Origin of the sequence: Kribbella sp. NBC_00889, assembly GCF_045207705.1 — a bacterium.
Classification (GTDB): Bacteria; Actinomycetota; Actinomycetes; order Propionibacteriales; family Kribbellaceae; genus Kribbella.
In genome coordinates, this window is the sequence record NZ_CP108783.1 from 1,398,922 (window position 1) to 1,413,442 (window position 14,521).

Consider the following 14,521-nt stretch of genomic DNA (forward strand, 5'->3'; position numbering starts at 1 on the left):
ATGATGGAGACCGAGGCGCTCGAGCACCTGGTCCGTGGCATCGTGGACAACCCCGACGAGGTCAGCGTCCGGGCCCGGAACCTGCGGCGTGGCCGCACCCTCGAGGTGCACGTCCACCCCGACGACATCGGCAAGGTGATCGGCCGCAACGGCCGGACCGCCACCGCGATCCGTACCGTCGTCGGTGCGCTCAGCTCCGAGTCGTCGATCCGGATCGACTTCGTCGACGAGTTCAACCGGCGTCCGCGCCGCTGACTCGCAGCAGTTCCCCGAAGGGCCGCACCGCACCGGTGCGGCCCTTCGCCATATCCTCGGGTCCATCGTGTGTGTCAAGAGAGAGGTTTGTGCGGGTGTTGGTGACTGTCGGACGGCTCGGCCGGGCGCATGGGATCAAGGGCGAGGTCGGTGTGGACGTCCGGACGGACGAGCCGGACCTCCGGTTCGCCGACGGCGCGACCCTGGTGACGGACTCGAAGGTCCCGCGCAAGCTGACCGTCGAGGCGAGCCGGTGGCACAGCGGGCGGCTGCTGGTGAAGTTCGCCGGGGTGGCGGACCGGACCGGTGCCGAACAGCTGCGCAACCTGTTCGTGCAGGCCGAGGTGGACGAGGACGCCCGGCCGGAGGACCCGGAGGAGTACTACGACCGCGAGCTGGTCGGCCTGGCGGTCCGGACCTCGGACGGCGCTGAGGCCGGCGACGTGATCGACGTCGTCCACCTGCCGTCGCAGGACCTGCTGGAGATCCGGCGTCCCGCGGGCAACGCCGTACTGGTGCCGCTGGTCGAGGAGCTCGTGCCCGAGATCAATCTGGACAAGCAGTACGTCGTCGTGGCCGACCGGCCGGGTCTGCTGGACCCGGAGGGCGCTGACGTGGTTCCGACCGAGCCGGGCGCCGACTGATGAGGCTGGACGTCCTCACGATCTTCCCGGAGTACCTGGCCGCGCTCGACGTCTCCCTGGTCGGCAAGGCGGCGAAGAGCGGCCTCCTCGACATCCGCCTCCATGACTTGCGCGACTGGACCCACGATCGGCACCGGACCGTCGACGACACCCCGTACGGCGGTGGTGCGGGCATGGTGATGCGGCCGGAGCCATGGGGAGAGGCGCTGGACGCTGTTGCGCCCCCGGACGGCCCTTCACAGCCTCGTCTGATCGTGCCGACGCCGGCGGGCCGCCCGTTCACCCAGGAGCTCGCGTACGAGCTTGCCGCCGAGCCATGGCTTGCGTTCGCCTGCGGCCGCTACGAGGGCATCGACGCGCGGGTGGCGTCGTACGCGGCGGAGCGGATGCGCGTCGACGAGGTTTCGATCGGCGACTACGTGCTGAACGGCGGGGAGGTCGCCGTACTCGTCATGGTCGAGGCGGTCGCCCGTCTGCTGCCCGGTGTCATCGGCAATCCGGAGTCGTTGGCTGAGGAGTCCCACTCGGGCGATGGCCTGCTGGAGTACCCGGTCTACACGAAACCGCCGGTGTGGCGCGGGCACGACGTACCCGAGGTGCTGCTGTCCGGAAACCATCGTCTGATCGCCGAGTGGCATCACGACGAGTCGGTACGACGTACTGCGGAGCGCCGGCCTGATCTGCTTGCGGCGTGGGGCGACGCGGTCGCGGGGAAGGACGATCCGGCGTCGGAGGTCCGGCTGCTGCCGGCCACGGAGGCGGACGCGGGGGAGATTCACACGCTCCAGTTGGCCGCGTTCCTCTCGGAGGGGCGGATCTACGACGACCTGACGATCCCGCCACTCTCGGAGGACCCGGCCGCGAGTGTCGAGCGGCTCAAGCAGGGCGGCGTACTCAAGGCTGTGGCCGGCACCAGGATCGTCGGGTCGGTGCAGCTGAGCGTGGACGGTGAGGTGGGCCGGATCGATCGGTTGATCGTCGCGCCGGACTGGCAGGGGCGCGGTCTGGGTGTCCGGCTGTTGCGGGTCGCGGAAAAGCTCGCGCCGGCCGAGGTCACGTCGTACGAGCTGAACACGGGTGCGGAGAGTGAGCGGAACCTCGGGTTGTACCGGAAAGCCGGTTACCGTGAGACACGACGCGTGCCGCAGACCGCGAAGGTCGAACTGGTGGTGCTGACCAAGCGTCGCAGGCGACGCTGATTTCGGTTCCGCTGGGCCGGTGTGGCAAGATTGCTCGTTGCTGCCCTTCGGTGCTCCTGCCACAGGGGGTGACCACCGACCGGCAGCACGCGATGAGCTGTGCAGCTATGCAGAGCCTCCTGATGACTTCATCACCACCGAGATTCGTGGGTGACCTGTGGCACGCGCGAGGAAGAGACACCTGATGAGCAACATCCTGAACGAGCTCGACAACGCGAGCAAGCGTGACGACATCCCCGCCTTCCGTCCCGGTGACACCGTCAAGGTGCACGTCAAGGTCGTCGAGGGCAACCGGTCCCGCGTCCAGGTGTTCCAGGGTGTCGTGATCCGGCGCCAGGGTGGTGGCCTGCAGGAGACCTTCACGGTCCGCAAGGTCAGCTTCGGTGTCGGCGTCGAGCGGACCTTCCCCCTGCACACCCCGATCGTCGAGAAGGTCGAGGTCGTGACCCGCGGCGACGTCCGCCGGGCAAAGCTGTACTACCTGCGTGAGCTGCGCGGCAAGGCAGCCAAGATCAAGGAGAAGCGGGACGTCCCGGCCTCCTGAGCGTCGTAGCGACGACGGTCACCTATGGCGCCGAGCACTGCGACTCGCGCTCGCCCTCGCCCGGTCGCCCGGAGGGCACGTCGCAGTAAGGGACGTCACCGCAGGCTGAAGCAGCGCAATCCGCTGCTCAGCCTGCTCATCGAGATGAGCACCGTCACGGTGCTCGCCCTCGTCATCACGGTGGTACTGCGGCTGTTCGTCGCGGAAGCGTTCTACGTACCGTCGGAGTCGATGTACGACACGCTGACCACGAACGACCGCATCCTGGCCGAGAAGATCAGCTACATGCACCGGGACGTGGACCGCGGCGACATCATCGTGTTCAAGGACCCCGCGAACTGGCTGAACGAGGCGCAGACCGAGCCCGGCCCGTTCCGCCGGGTCGGCGAGTTCGTCGGCATCCTGCCGCGCAGCGGCGAGGGGCACCTGGTCAAGCGGGTGATCGGCGTCGGCGGCGACAAGGTGATCTGCTGCGACCGCTCGGGCCGGATCACCGTCAACGGCATCCCGCTGGACGAACGCGAGTACCTGCTCAAGGACGCGAAGCCGTCCGAGCTGCCCTTCAGCGTGGTGGTGCCGCCAGGCCACCTGTGGGTGATGGGGGACAATCGCGCCGAATCCGCCGACTCCCGCGCCCATATGGGCGGCCCCGGTGGCGGGTTCGTGCCGGTCGAGAACGTGGTTGGCCGGGCCTGTTGCGTAATCTGGCCGTCTGACCGGATGACGATGCTGCGTCCTCCGGAAACCTTCAAGAAGCCGGGGCTGAAGAAGTGACCGATACACCGACGAAGACGGACGAGAAACCCGCACACCGATCGGGCTTCGCGGCCGCCGCTCGCGAGTTCGTGCTGATCGTGGTCGGGGCGCTCATCGTCTCGTCGATCCTGCGGGCGTTCGTCGGGCAGATGTTCATCATCCCCAGCGAGTCGATGGAGAACACCCTGCTGGTCGGCGACCGCGTCGTGGTGGAGAAGCTCACCGACGTCAAGCGCGGCGACGTGGTCGTGTTCGAGGACCCGGGCGGCTGGCTCGGCCCGGAGGAGAGCGGTCAGAAGCGTGGGTCGATCGGCCGGTTCTTCGAGATCGTCGGCCTGCTGCCGGACTCCAGCCACGGCCACTTGATCAAGCGCCTGATCGGCATGCCGGGCGACAAGGTCGCCTGCTGCGACGAGAAGGGCCGGCTGCTGGTGAACGGCCAGCCTCTGGACGAGACCAGTTACCTGTACCCGGGCGACGCACCGTCCCAGATGGAGTTCCAGGTCACCGTCCCGGCCGGGCGGGTGTTCGTGATGGGTGACCACCGGTCCGCCTCGGGCGACTCCCGCGTCCATCTGAGCGACGTGGACGCCAACGGCAACAATCCCGGCGACGCCGCCTTCGTCCCGATGGACAAGGTCACCGGCCGCGCCATCATGATCGTCTGGCCCGCGGGCCGCTGGGGCAAGCTCGGCGTCCCCGACACCTTCAAAGCCGTCCCGGCCCCCGGGCCCGCGCCGGACAAACCCTCGATATCCCTCACCCCACCGCCCAAATGACAAGACCCCGCTCAGCGGGGACGTCGGTGGTCGTGCCTAGGGTGGTCTTGCCTAGGGTGGGAGCTGTGATGCGGAGGGCTGCATGAGCGTGTTGCCGCGCGGGAGCACGGTACGGCGCGATGCCGGGCTGTACGGGTACGAACGGGCGCTGCGCCGCGTCGGCCTGGATCCGATCGCCGGCGTGGACGAGGCGGGCCGCGGACCGTGCGCGGGACCGCTGGTCGCGGCTGCGGTGATCCTCCCCGAGGGCAAGCGCGGCCAGATCCCGGAGCTCGCCGACTCGAAGCTGTTGACCGCGAAGGCCCGCGACCGCTGCTACGACGAGATCCGCAAGCGCGCCCTGGCCTGGTCGGTCGTCGCCATCGAGTCCACCGAGTGCGATCGCCTGGGCATGCACGTCGCCAACGTGGAGGCGCTCCGCCGCGCGCTCTTCCGCCTCGACGTGCGCCCGGCGTACGTGCTGACCGACGGGTTCGGCGTCGACGGGCTCGGCGTCCCCGGCCTCGCGATCTGGAAGGGTGATCGCGTGGCCGCCTGTATCGCTGCCGCGTCAATCATCGCGAAGGTGACGCGCGACCGGGTGATGGAGCACTGGGACAAGGTGTACCCGCAGTACGGTTTCGGGATCCACAAGGGCTACTGCACACCCGAACACCAGGCGGCGCTGGACGAATACGGCCCGTGCCCACAACATCGACGGCGGTTCGAGAATGTCCGCCGCAGTCTGCGACCCGATATGGGACAGAATGTGACCAGTCCCACCGGAGTGGAGAGCCGATGAGCGAGCGCAGCGAGCGCCCAAACAAGCACAGCGCTCTCAGCGCTCATGCCGGATCCGAGCGTTGCGAGGTGGAAGTATGAGCGCTGACGACCTCGAGAAGTACGAAACCGATATGGAGCTGCAGCTCTATCGGGAGTACAAGGACGTCGTCGGGATCTTCAAGTACGTCGTGGAGACCGAACGGCGCTTCTACTTGTGCAACGCGGTCGACCTGAAGGTCCGCACCGAGGGCGGCGACGTGTACTTCGAGGTGACGATGGCCGATGCGTGGGTCTGGGATGTCTACCGATCCGCCCGCTTCGTCAAGAACGCGAAGGTCGTCACCTTCCGCGACGTCAACATCGAAGAACTGGCCAAGTCCGACCTGGAAGTCCCCAAGGACTCCGACTTCGGCCGCTGACCCCCGCCGACTCCTACCCCACCCCACATCAGGGTGGGGTAGGTGTCAGGCGCCAGCCGGTTGGGGTGGGGTGGACCAGGGCGAGGGCGGCGAGGGTTTCGAGGCAGGACTGGGTGGTCGGGAGGTCCAGGCCTGCGGTGGTGGCTATGCGGGCGGCGGGCGCTGGGTTGACGACCGGGACGGCGTCGAGGGTGCGGCGGACGTCGTGGGGCAGGTCGTCGCTGGGATTCTTGGGGGCTTGTGGGCGCGGCGCGAGGCCGGTGCCGAGCGGGGAGACGGCCTCGATGATCTCGGCGACGCTCGTGACGAGTACGGCGTCTCGTTCGCGGACCAGCAGGTGGCTGCCTGCGGACATGCGGGACGTGATCGGCCCGGGCACCGCGAGGACGGCACGTCCGCACTGCTCGGCCCAACCTGCGCTGTTCAGCGCTCCGCTCCGGACCGCTGCCTCGATGACGACCGTGCCGAGCGTGCCCGCCGCGATCAGCCGGTTGCGCGCGAGGAACCGCAGTTTGGTCGGTGAACATCCCGGTGGCAGCTCACTCACCACCAACCCGTCCTCCACGATCCGGCTGAACATCGCGGAGTTGCTCTTCGGATAGCTCGTATCAACCCCAGACGCCAGCACGGCGACCGTCACCCCGCAACCAGCCAGCACACCCCGATGCGCCGCCGCATCGATCCCGTACGCCCCGCCTGACACCACCGTGATCCCGTTGTCCGCGAGCCCACCCGCGAGCTCCGCCGCGACATGCTCGCCGTACGACGAACACGCGCGAGCACCCACCATCGCGACGGATCGCGCGAGCGTCTTGCGCAGATGCGCCGGCCCTCGGACCCACAGCCCGAACGGCACGCCGGCCCGACGAGTCAACTGCCCGGCCTCGGCCAGCACCTCCACCTGCTCGGGCCACTCGTCGTCCCCAGGGATCACGAACCGCGCTCCTGCAGCAGCCGCCCGCTCGAGGTCCCGCTCAGGCTGCGCCGTAGCCAGCCGCGTGGACCACCGCTCGGTGCCGGGCGCCTTCCCCCGCAAGCGCTCCCAGATCTCCAGCACCTCCATCCCTGCAAACGCCTTCAAGGCCGCCAGGTCCCCGGGCTCCACCACCCGGGACAACCCCACCCGAACCAGCCGCTCCTCATCCCCGCCCCCGCCAACTCCCGCGGTCCCACCACCACCTGTCCCGCCAACCCCATCCACCGACGCCTCGTCCACCACGTCAGCTCCACCCACCACCCCCTCCGCGACCGCCACCGAGGCACGTGCCTCAGCCGCGGAGGTGCTGGATGCCCGAGGCAACGTCATCGGGGGAGAGGACGTACACGTGCTGCGACGGGATGGGGGCGCAGGCAACTGATTGCCTGAGGTGATGGCAGAGGCCGGTTCCTGCGAAGCCAGGTTCCTTGGAGCCGTGATGCAGTTGAGCGTCATGCGGGGATTCCTTTGAGGGGGCGGGTGTCGGAGAGGTCGGTCAGGGGTTCGCCGGTGCGGAGTTGGAAGGCTTCGTGGGTCAGGGCAGCGGTTGGTTGGTCGATGCCTTGGAGATCTGCGAGGGTCCAAGCCACTCGGACGACGCGGTCGAAGCCACGGGCGGTGAGGCGGCCGGCGGTGTAGAGGTCCTCGAGGAGTTTGTGGCTGGCGGCATCCAACGGGAACTCGCGCCGCAGCACCGGGCCGGGGACCTCGCTGTTGAGGATCCAGCCGGTCTCGCGGTAGCGGTACGCCTGCCGGTCGCGTGCTGCCTTCACGCGCTCGGCGACTGCCGCGGTCGACTCGGAGGCCTCGCGGTCGGCGACCCCTCGTGCGGTCGGCAGGATCTGCCGCTGAATGTCGAGGCGATCCTTGATCGGTCCACTGATCCGCTGCCGATACCTCGCCAGCACCTGCGGCGTGCAGTTGCAGATCGCGTTCCCGGCGCCGGACATGCCGCAGGGACACGGATTGGCCGCGAGCACGAGCATGAAGCGGGCCGGGAACTTCGCCACAGCCGCCGACCGATGGACCTCGATGTACCCGGACTCCAGCGGCTGCCGCAGAGTGTCGAGCGTCAGCGGATGCATCTCGGGCGCCTCGTCGATGAACAGGATCCCGCGATGCGCACAGCTGATCGCCCCCGGCCGCGGCATGCCAGAGCCACCACCGACAAGGCTGGACAGCGACGCGGTGTGGTGCGGCGCGATGAACGGCGGACGCACCACCAGCTCGGCGTCGTTGGTCAGCAGCCCCGCCAGCGAATGCACCGCGGACACCTCGAGCGAGTCGTCCGTGCTCAAGTCCGGCATCAATCCGGCCAGCCGCTCAGCCAGCATCGTCTTGCCCGACCCCGGCGGCCCGTGCAGGAACAGGTGGTGCCCGCCCGCGGCCGCGGCTTCGATCGCCCGTCGCCCCTCGCGTTGGCCGATGATGTCGTCCAGATCGACCTCCGGAACCCGGGTCAGCGACTCGGACAGCAGCCGGGGCTCAGCCCGCGGCGGTGCCTCGTCCGGGATCTCGGTGCCACGCAACAGGGCAAGCACCTGCCGTAGCGAGCGCACGCCGTACACCTCGATGCCGGGCACGAGGCGCGCCTCGCCCGAGTTCAGCTCCGGGACGACGATGCGCTCGAAGCTGGAACGGGCCGCGGCCAGGGTCATCGCGAGCGCACCACGGACTTCGCGGATCCGGCCGTCCAGGCCGAGCTCACCGATGATCGCGGTCTGCCGCAGCGATTCGGCGTCGATCACTCCCGCGGCCGTGAGCAAGGCGAGCGCGATGGCGACGTCGTAATGCGAACCGGTCTTCGGCAGGGTGGCCGGTGAGAGGCCGATGGTGACCTTGCGATCGGGGAATCGCTCCCCGCTGTTGACCACCGCGGCGCGGACCCGATCACGGGCCTCGGACAACGATGCGTCCGGCAGTCCGATGAGCGTCGTCTTGGGCAGGCCTTGCGCGATGTCGGCCTCGACCTCGACCAGGTGGCCTTCGAGACCGACCAGCGCGACGGACCACGTCTGTGCGAGCGCCATCAGGCCGCACCTCGCAAGTGGTCGACCTGCGGCGCCGTGTTCTGGTCGAAGAGCACGGCGACGATGTCGATCCGGATCGCGCCAGGTTTGAGCTGGTGGGTCTGCAGCCAGCGACCCGCCAGCTTCCGCAGCGTGGTCAGCTTCCGGTACGTGATCGACTCCAGCGGGCTGCCGTAGTTCAGCCCGCGCCGGGTCTTCACCTCACAGACGACAAGCGTGTCGCCCTCGCGCGCGACGATGTCGATCTCGCCCAGCTCGCAGCGCCAGTTGCGCTCGAGGATGGCGAAGCCCTCTCCGGCCAGATACCTGGCGGCGAGGTCTTCGCCGTATCGTCCGACGACGTTCTTGGTCCGCATCGATGACCACCTCCGGCAGAGAACATGCCGGGATCAGGCCTCGATTTCGGACATCACTTTTCTCCTGTGGACAACCTCAGTTGCGCATGTGCTTGCCGCGCGTCGGCTTCTGCGGCGGCGTGCGGACAGCGCGCAACTCGTTCGTCGGTTCGCCAGGCTGCTCGGTGCGGATCGCCTGCAGACCACCGGTCCCAGGGTCGGTGTCGCCGATGTCGTAGTCCCAGCTGTCCTCGTTGGCCAGCCGGCTGTGCCAGCGCCCGTACAGCCCGTAGATCGCCAGGCCGATGACCATCCAGATACCGAACTTCGTCCACGTGCTCGTCTTCAGGTTCAGCATCAGCCACACCGTTGCGGCCAGCGACAGCAGCGGGATCAGCGGCACCATCGGCACCCGGAAACCACGCTCCAGGTTCGGCTCGGAGCGACGCAGGGTGAGCACGCCGATCGCACAGAACGCGAAGCAGAACAATGCACCGATGACCAGCAGTTCCTCGAGCTCCAGCACCTTCGGGTAGAGCGTCAGCGCGAGTGCCGCGAAGCCGGCAGCGGCCGCCGCGCGGGCAGGGGAGGAGTACACCCGGCTGACCCGGCCGAGGCTCTTCGGCAGCAGACCGTCACGGCCCATGTTGAACAACACACGGCTCTGCGCGATCAGCACCACCATGATCACTGTCATCAGCGCGAGCAATGCACCCAGATTGACCACCTTCGCGGCCCACCCGACCCCTGTCGCCGCCAACGCTTCGGAGACCGGTGCGCTGCCGCCCAGCTCGCCGTACGGGCGCATTCCGACCAGAACGACGGCCATCGCGATGTAGAGGATCGTGACGGCGCCGACGCCGAGCAGCATGCCCTGCGGGACCGTCTTGCGCGGGCTGCGCGCGTCCTCGGACGCGGTCGCGATCAGGTCGAACCCGATGTAGGCGAACACGATCGAGCTCGCGGCCGTGAAGATGCCCATCATCCCGAACGAACCGAACGACGAGTCCAGGATCCAGCCCAGCAAGGTTGGACTGGCGGTCGCGGGCGCGGCCCGGGCCATCGGCACGAACGGGTGGTAGTTGTCCATGTTGATGTGCGCCGCGCCGACCACCACGACCAGCACGATCACGGCGACCTTCGCGATCACCACCACGGTCAGCACCCGGGCGGACAGCTTCGTACCGGTCACGATCAGAGCGGTCAGGATCAGCAGCAGCAGCGGCGCGACCAGGTTGACCTTCGCATCCGGGCCGAAGAACTTCGCCACGCCGTCGGGCAGTGTCAGTCCGAACCCGTCCAGTGTGGCCAGGAAGTACGCCGACCAGACGCGGGCGACGATCGCGGCCGCGGTGACGAGTTCCAGCACGAGCGCCCAGCCGACCAGCCAGGCCCACATCTCGCCGAAGGTCACATAGCTGAAGGTGTACGCGCTACCCGAAACAGGAATCGTGGACGACAGCTCGGCGTAACAGGCCGCGGCCAGCACACAGACGATCGCCGCGATGACGAACGACAAAATCACGGCCGGACCGGCGACTTTGGCCGCCTGGTTGCCGCTGATGCTGAATATGCCGGACCCGATCATCACGCCCAGGCCGAGTACGACCAGATCGCGACGACCGAACAAGCGCGGCAGACGGTGCCGTGCGTCCTCGACTCGAGTGAACGCCGACTCGACCGGCAGGCGCCGGCCTACGGTCTGTCCGTTCGCTGAGGGGGCCATGGTCAGGGGTGCCTCCGTTGCTACTAGGGCAATCGGGCCGAACAGTAGTCGACCGTCGGGCTATCGACCAGACCTCCTCTCCTCGGCCCCCGCGCGGTGCCTTGCGATGCCGCGCCGGCTCCCGCATCGTCGAGGCATGAGGCCGGACGATGTCAGCGCGAACCCTTCCTGGCCGGAAGGTTTCACTGCGTTACTGGCTGACTACGAACGGCATCTGGCGGCGGAGAGGGACCTCAGCAGACATTCGGTCAGAGCGTACCGTGGGGACGTCGCGGATTTACTCGAACATTTGATTCGTCTTGGTCACGATGATCTTGAAGGCCTGGATATCCGAGGGCTGCGGTCGTGGCTGGCCAAGCAGCAAAGCCTCGGGAAGGCACGCAGCACGATGGCGCGCCGCGCCACCGCCGCGCGTGTCTTCACCGCCTGGGCGCAGCGAACCGGACGGATCAGCACGGATCCGGGCGCGTTGCTGGCGAGTCCGAGGCCGCACAAGAGCCTGCCGGGAGTGTTGGGGCAGGCCGACACGCGTGCCGTGCTCGACGCGGCGGCCGTGGCGGCGGACGACGGCAGCCCGATCGGCCTGCGTGACCTGGCGATCATGGAACTGCTCTACGCGACCGGCATCCGCGTCGGCGAACTCTGTGCCCTCGACATCGACGACATCGACACCTCGCGCCGAGTTGTCCGCGTCTTCGGCAAGGGTCGCAAGGAACGCTCTGTCCCGTACGGAGTGCCGGCCTCCGACGCACTGCGGCGCTGGCTCGACGAAGCCCGCCCGCAGCTGGCGCGGCAGGGGAGTGGGCCGGCGGTGTTCCTGGGTGCCCGTGGCGGCCGAATCGATCAGCGAGCGGTACGACGCCTTGTCCACGAGCGGATCGGAGTCGTCGATGCCCCCGACCTGTCGCCGCACGGTCTGCGCCATACCGCGGCAACCCACCTGCTCGAAGGTGGTGCCGACCTTCGCAGCGTCCAGGAACTGCTCGGTCACGCATCGCTGGCGACCACTCAGATCTACACCCACATCTCCACCGACCGTCTGCGCCGGGCCTACGAACAGGCTCACCCTCGGGCCTGATCTGTCGGGCTGTCCGCGGGTGGATGCGGCGAGCGGGTGCGGGGATGGGGCAGACTGCGGTTCATGCGGGTTTCGGCGAAGTCTGACTATGCGTTGCGGGCGCTGATCGAGATCACCCAACGATGGGTGGCGAACGACCCGTCGGTCGTGTCGGCCGAGGAGCTCAGCCGTGCACAGGGCATTCCGCATGGGTTCCTCCAGGGGATCTTGGCCGACCTCCGGCGTGCGGGGATCCTGGCGAGTCAGCGGGGACAGTCCGGCGGCTGGAAACTCGCCGTGGACCCGAACGAGATCTCTGTCGCCGACGTGATGCGTGCGGTGGACGGACCGATCGTGAGCATCTCGGGGGTGCGGCCCGAGAGCGTCGCGTACAACGAGCGCGCCGTCGTACTGCAACGGGTCTGGATCGCCGCCCGCGCGAGTCTGCGGGACGTGCTCGAGCACACCACGCTCATCGATCTCGCCAAGAACAAGCTCCCGGCCGGCGTCGAGCGTCGCTCCCGCGACGAGGACGCCTGGCAAGCGCGCGTTCCTGGCAGCTGACCTCTCCCCGGACCCTGATCCGACTGTTACAGTGTGGCCTTATATAAGCCGTGACTACAGGAGGACTGATGGCTGAGCAGAAGACCACCACGTTCCTGATGTTCCAGGACGGCAGGGCCGAGGAGGCGATGAACTTCTACCTGTCGCTCTTCGACAATGCGGAGGTCGTCTCGATCACTCGCTACGGGCCGGAGGGACCCGGCGCCGACGGCTCGGTGATGCATGCGATCTTCACCTTGGCGGGTCAGCAGTACATGTGCAGCGACAGCCCGGTGCAGCACGGGTTCGACTTCACGCCGTCGATCTCGCTCTGGGTCGACTGTGCGGACGAGGCTGAGATCGACCGCCTGTTCGCCGTCTTGTCCGAGAAGGGCAAGGTGATGATGCCGCTGGGGGAGTACGGCTGGAGCCGGAAGTTCGGGTGGGTCGGCGACCGGTTCGGGATCTCGTGGCAGCTCAACCTGGCCTAAGGCCTGTCCTAGTGGCGCTTGAGCAGCAGCCCGCCGGCCAGGGCCAAGGCCGCCGTACTCGCGACCACGATCGCGCCTGTCCGGTTGGAGCTTGAAGCCGGCGGTGACGCGGTCGAGCGCACCGGCTGCGGGGGTGGCGATGCGGTGGTGTGAACCGGCTGCGCCTCGACAGGCCGCGCCGCGCCCGCGGCCTGCGTGGAACTGAGAGGGAGTAGGCGGACCGGACGGTCCGGGAGCAGCGTGAGCGGATTGAGGTAGCGCTTGCCTTCGATCAGGCCCCAGTGAAGACAGGTCGCGGGTGAGCAGTGTGAGCCGGCGCCCGAGAGGTGGCCGATCACCGTGCTCATGGTGACGGGAGTGCCCACGGTGACCGCTGGGACGACCGGCTCGTAGGTGGTCCGGCGCGCGCCGTGTGACACCGCGACAACGCCGCGACCGGCGAGCTGGCCGGCGTACGTGACTGTGCCGGAGGTTGCGGCGCGGACGGGTTGGCCGGGGGAGCCGGTCAGGTCGACGCCGCGGTGGCCCGGGAGCCAGGGTTTGGCGGGCAGTTCGAAGCCGCGGACGACCTCGGGACGGGGTTGGAGGGGCCAGTTCGCAGGATCCGGGCCTGCGGTGGCGAGGGTCAGGGCGAGAAGGACGACGTTCATGCCTGGAACATGCCGTCGAAACCCCTGATTTCCGGCGGTGAGTTCGGGGCTGTGGACAACCGGGCCCGGTTCGCTTTGGGCCGGGGTGGTCCCGTACACTTCCGGTGGCGTCCCCTGTGAGTGGGACGACTACGCATGCCCGCACAACAGCGCGCCTCCCTCGGTCCCGGGACCTCCCGGGTGGGTTGCGTGCCGACGGGCATCAGGCACGGCGGGCCACCCCGGTCCGCCGCGAGACAACCGAGACTGCGCCGACCGGATCGAGCGACCCGGGAAAGCGCGACAGGAGGCAACACCCTCATGGCCGTCGTGACCATGAAGCAGCTCCTCGAGAGCGGCGTGCACTTCGGGCACCAGACCCGGCGCTGGAACCCCAAGATGAAGCGCTACATCCTCACCGAGCGCAACGGCATCTACATCATCGACCTGCAGCAGTCGCTGTCGTACATCGACCGCGCCTACGAGTTCGTCCGCAGCACGGTCGCCTCGGGCGGGGCGATCCTCTTCGTCGGCACCAAGAAGCAGGCTCAGGAAGCGATCGCCGAGCAGGCGACCCGCGTCGGCATGCCGTACGTGAACCAGCGCTGGCTGGGCGGCATGCTCACCAACTTCCAGACCGTGAACAAGCGGCTCCAGCGGCTCAAGGAGCTGGAACTGCTCGACTTCGACGACGTGGCGGCCTCGGGCGTCACCAAGAAGGAGCTGCTGCAGAAGCGGCGCGAGCACGACAAGCTGCTGAAGACCCTCGGCGGTATCCGCGACATGGCCCGGGTTCCGGCCGCCGTGTGGATCGTGGACACCAAGAAGGAGCACCTCGCCGTCGACGAGGCGCGCAAGCTGAAGCTGCCGATCATCGGCATCCTGGACACCAACTGCGACCCGGACGAGGTCGACTTCCCGATCCCGGGCAACGACGACGCGATCCGCTCGGTCGGCCTGCTGACCCGCGTGGTCGCCGACGCCGTCGCCGACGGCCTGATGGCCCGCTCGGGTCAGGGTGCCGCCGCTGCCGGTGAGGAGCTCGGCGCCGAGGAGCCGCTGGCCGCCTGGGAGCGCGAGCTGCTGGAGAGCCAGAACGGCACCTCCGAGGCCAAGTCCGCTGATGGCGACGCCGCGAAGGCTCCGGAAGCCGCCGAGGCGCCGAAGGATGCCGCCGCCGAGGCGCCGGCCGCCGCTGCCGAGGAAGCCCCGGCCGCTGTCGAGGAGACCCCGGCCGCTGTCGAGGAAGCCCCGGCTGCTGTCGAGGAGACCCCGGCTGCTGTCGAGGAGACCCCGGCCGTCGACGCCGCGAAGGCCGACGAGGCCCCCAAGGCCGACGAGGCCTGACAGCCCTGAGTTGCCGCCCGGTTCACACC

17 protein-coding genes are annotated in these 14,521 nt (G+C 68.5%); 12 read left to right on the plus strand and 5 right to left on the minus strand.

Going from position 1 to position 14,521, the window contains the following annotated elements:
• Positions 1-3: 3 nt before the first annotated feature.
• The 8 genes from OG817_RS06830 to OG817_RS06865 all read left to right on the plus strand — a co-directional run bounded on the left by OG817_RS06830 (position 4) and on the right by OG817_RS06865 (position 5,358).
• Positions 4-255, plus strand: a complete 252-nt coding sequence (locus tag OG817_RS06830; RefSeq protein ID WP_131356518.1) for an RNA-binding protein — start codon at positions 4-6, stop codon at positions 253-255.
• A gap of 95 nt (positions 256-350) precedes the next feature.
• Entirely contained in the window at positions 351-899 is a 549-nt protein-coding gene (gene rimM, locus OG817_RS06835) for a ribosome maturation factor RimM (protein ID WP_406052866.1), read from the plus strand.
• Positions 899-2,098 (plus strand): tRNA (guanosine(37)-N1)-methyltransferase TrmD, encoded by a 1,200-nt coding sequence (gene trmD, locus OG817_RS06840; protein ID WP_406052868.1) that lies wholly within the window; start codon positions 899-901, stop codon positions 2,096-2,098. The genes rimM and trmD overlap by 1 nt, the downstream gene beginning before the upstream one ends.
• Positions 2,099-2,282: 184 nt before the next feature.
• On the plus strand, positions 2,283-2,642 hold the full coding sequence (gene rplS / locus OG817_RS06845; protein WP_131355015.1) for a 50S ribosomal protein L19: 360 nt from the start codon (positions 2,283-2,285) through the stop codon (positions 2,640-2,642).
• 144 nt (positions 2,643-2,786) lie between these two features.
• The gene (lepB, locus tag OG817_RS06850; protein WP_238163422.1) at positions 2,787-3,416 is read left to right on the plus strand and encodes a signal peptidase I; all 630 of its coding nucleotides are present in this window, start codon (positions 2,787-2,789) and stop codon (positions 3,414-3,416) included.
• The gene (lepB, locus tag OG817_RS06855; protein WP_131355009.1) at positions 3,413-4,177 is read left to right on the plus strand and encodes a signal peptidase I; all 765 of its coding nucleotides are present in this window, start codon (positions 3,413-3,415) and stop codon (positions 4,175-4,177) included. The genes lepB (OG817_RS06850) and lepB (OG817_RS06855) overlap by 4 nt, the downstream gene beginning before the upstream one ends.
• An 82-nt stretch (positions 4,178-4,259) precedes the next feature.
• On the plus strand, positions 4,260-4,958 hold the full coding sequence (locus tag OG817_RS06860; protein WP_131517714.1) for a ribonuclease HII: 699 nt from the start codon (positions 4,260-4,262) through the stop codon (positions 4,956-4,958).
• Positions 4,959-5,034: 76 nt separating this feature from the next.
• The gene (locus tag OG817_RS06865; protein ID WP_012922325.1) at positions 5,035-5,358 is read left to right on the plus strand and encodes a DUF2469 domain-containing protein; all 324 of its coding nucleotides are present in this window, start codon (positions 5,035-5,037) and stop codon (positions 5,356-5,358) included.
• A gap of 28 nt (positions 5,359-5,386) precedes the next feature.
• Here the strand turns inward: OG817_RS06865 and dprA are convergent, their stop codons facing one another.
• The 4 genes from dprA to OG817_RS06885 all read right to left on the minus strand — a co-directional run bounded on the left by dprA (position 5,387) and on the right by OG817_RS06885 (position 10,425).
• Complete coding sequence (gene dprA / locus OG817_RS06870) at positions 5,387-6,664, minus strand: DNA-processing protein DprA (protein WP_406052871.1); 1,278 nt, start codon at positions 6,662-6,664, stop codon at positions 5,387-5,389.
• A gap of 122 nt (positions 6,665-6,786) precedes the next feature.
• Positions 6,787-8,364 (minus strand): YifB family Mg chelatase-like AAA ATPase, encoded by a 1,578-nt coding sequence (locus tag OG817_RS06875; RefSeq protein ID WP_406052872.1) that lies wholly within the window; start codon positions 8,362-8,364, stop codon positions 6,787-6,789.
• The gene (locus OG817_RS06880; RefSeq protein ID WP_360452222.1) at positions 8,364-8,720 is read right to left on the minus strand and encodes a YraN family protein; all 357 of its coding nucleotides are present in this window, start codon (positions 8,718-8,720) and stop codon (positions 8,364-8,366) included. The genes OG817_RS06875 and OG817_RS06880 overlap by 1 nt, the downstream gene beginning before the upstream one ends.
• Positions 8,721-8,796: 76 nt before the next feature.
• Entirely contained in the window at positions 8,797-10,425 is a 1,629-nt protein-coding gene (locus tag OG817_RS06885; RefSeq protein WP_406052874.1) for an APC family permease, read from the minus strand.
• A gap of 136 nt (positions 10,426-10,561) precedes the next feature.
• On the opposite strand from OG817_RS06885, the gene OG817_RS06890 reads away from it, so the two are divergent.
• The 3 genes from OG817_RS06890 to OG817_RS06900 all read left to right on the plus strand — a co-directional run bounded on the left by OG817_RS06890 (position 10,562) and on the right by OG817_RS06900 (position 12,516).
• The gene (locus OG817_RS06890; protein WP_406052876.1) at positions 10,562-11,503 is read left to right on the plus strand and encodes a tyrosine recombinase XerC; all 942 of its coding nucleotides are present in this window, start codon (positions 10,562-10,564) and stop codon (positions 11,501-11,503) included.
• Positions 11,504-11,566: 63 nt separating this feature from the next.
• Positions 11,567-12,046 (plus strand): Rrf2 family transcriptional regulator, encoded by a 480-nt coding sequence (locus OG817_RS06895; RefSeq protein WP_131354981.1) that lies wholly within the window; start codon positions 11,567-11,569, stop codon positions 12,044-12,046.
• A gap of 68 nt (positions 12,047-12,114) precedes the next feature.
• Complete coding sequence (locus OG817_RS06900; protein ID WP_406052878.1) at positions 12,115-12,516, plus strand: VOC family protein; 402 nt, start codon at positions 12,115-12,117, stop codon at positions 12,514-12,516.
• An 8-nt stretch (positions 12,517-12,524) separates the two neighbouring features.
• On the opposite strand, the gene OG817_RS06905 is transcribed toward OG817_RS06900, so the two are convergent.
• The gene (locus OG817_RS06905) at positions 12,525-13,166 is read right to left on the minus strand and encodes a M23 family metallopeptidase (protein WP_406052879.1); all 642 of its coding nucleotides are present in this window, start codon (positions 13,164-13,166) and stop codon (positions 12,525-12,527) included.
• A gap of 300 nt (positions 13,167-13,466) precedes the next feature.
• On the opposite strand from OG817_RS06905, the gene rpsB reads away from it, so the two are divergent.
• Positions 13,467-14,492: a 30S ribosomal protein S2 gene (rpsB, locus tag OG817_RS06910; RefSeq protein WP_406052880.1), complete on the plus strand. Its 1,026-nt coding sequence runs from the start codon at positions 13,467-13,469 to the stop codon at positions 14,490-14,492.
• Positions 14,493-14,521 lie beyond the last annotated feature (29 nt).

What these genes read in the sequence shown, in the direction of transcription:
- trmD (WP_406052868.1), top strand. Translation starts at nt 899, where the DNA reads ATGAGGCTGGACGTCCTCACGATCTTCCCGGAGTACCTGGCCGCGCTC.
- OG817_RS06860 (WP_131517714.1), top strand. Translation starts at nt 4,260, where the DNA reads ATGAGCGTGTTGCCGCGCGGGAGCACGGTACGGCGCGATGCCGGGCTG.
- OG817_RS06885 (WP_406052874.1), bottom strand. Translation starts at nt 10,425, where the DNA reads ATGGCCCCCTCAGCGAACGGACAGACCGTAGGCCGGCGCCTGCCGGTC.
- OG817_RS06895 (WP_131354981.1), top strand. Translation starts at nt 11,567, where the DNA reads ATGCGGGTTTCGGCGAAGTCTGACTATGCGTTGCGGGCGCTGATCGAG.
- OG817_RS06890 (WP_406052876.1), top strand. Translation starts at nt 10,562, where the DNA reads ATGAGGCCGGACGATGTCAGCGCGAACCCTTCCTGGCCGGAAGGTTTC.
- OG817_RS06865 (WP_012922325.1), top strand. Translation starts at nt 5,035, where the DNA reads ATGAGCGCTGACGACCTCGAGAAGTACGAAACCGATATGGAGCTGCAG.
- OG817_RS06830 (WP_131356518.1), top strand. Translation starts at nt 4, where the DNA reads ATGGAGACCGAGGCGCTCGAGCACCTGGTCCGTGGCATCGTGGACAAC.
- OG817_RS06905 (WP_406052879.1), bottom strand. Translation starts at nt 13,166, where the DNA reads ATGAACGTCGTCCTTCTCGCCCTGACCCTCGCCACCGCAGGCCCGGAT.
- OG817_RS06900 (WP_406052878.1), top strand. Translation starts at nt 12,115, where the DNA reads ATGGCTGAGCAGAAGACCACCACGTTCCTGATGTTCCAGGACGGCAGG.
- rplS (WP_131355015.1), top strand. Translation starts at nt 2,283, where the DNA reads ATGAGCAACATCCTGAACGAGCTCGACAACGCGAGCAAGCGTGACGAC.
- OG817_RS06875 (WP_406052872.1), bottom strand. Translation starts at nt 8,364, where the DNA reads ATGGCGCTCGCACAGACGTGGTCCGTCGCGCTGGTCGGTCTCGAAGGC.
- dprA (WP_406052871.1), bottom strand. Translation starts at nt 6,664, where the DNA reads ATGACGTTGCCTCGGGCATCCAGCACCTCCGCGGCTGAGGCACGTGCC.
- rpsB (WP_406052880.1), top strand. Translation starts at nt 13,467, where the DNA reads ATGGCCGTCGTGACCATGAAGCAGCTCCTCGAGAGCGGCGTGCACTTC.
- lepB (WP_238163422.1), top strand. Translation starts at nt 2,787, where the DNA reads ATGAGCACCGTCACGGTGCTCGCCCTCGTCATCACGGTGGTACTGCGG.
- OG817_RS06880 (WP_360452222.1), bottom strand. Translation starts at nt 8,720, where the DNA reads ATGCGGACCAAGAACGTCGTCGGACGATACGGCGAAGACCTCGCCGCC.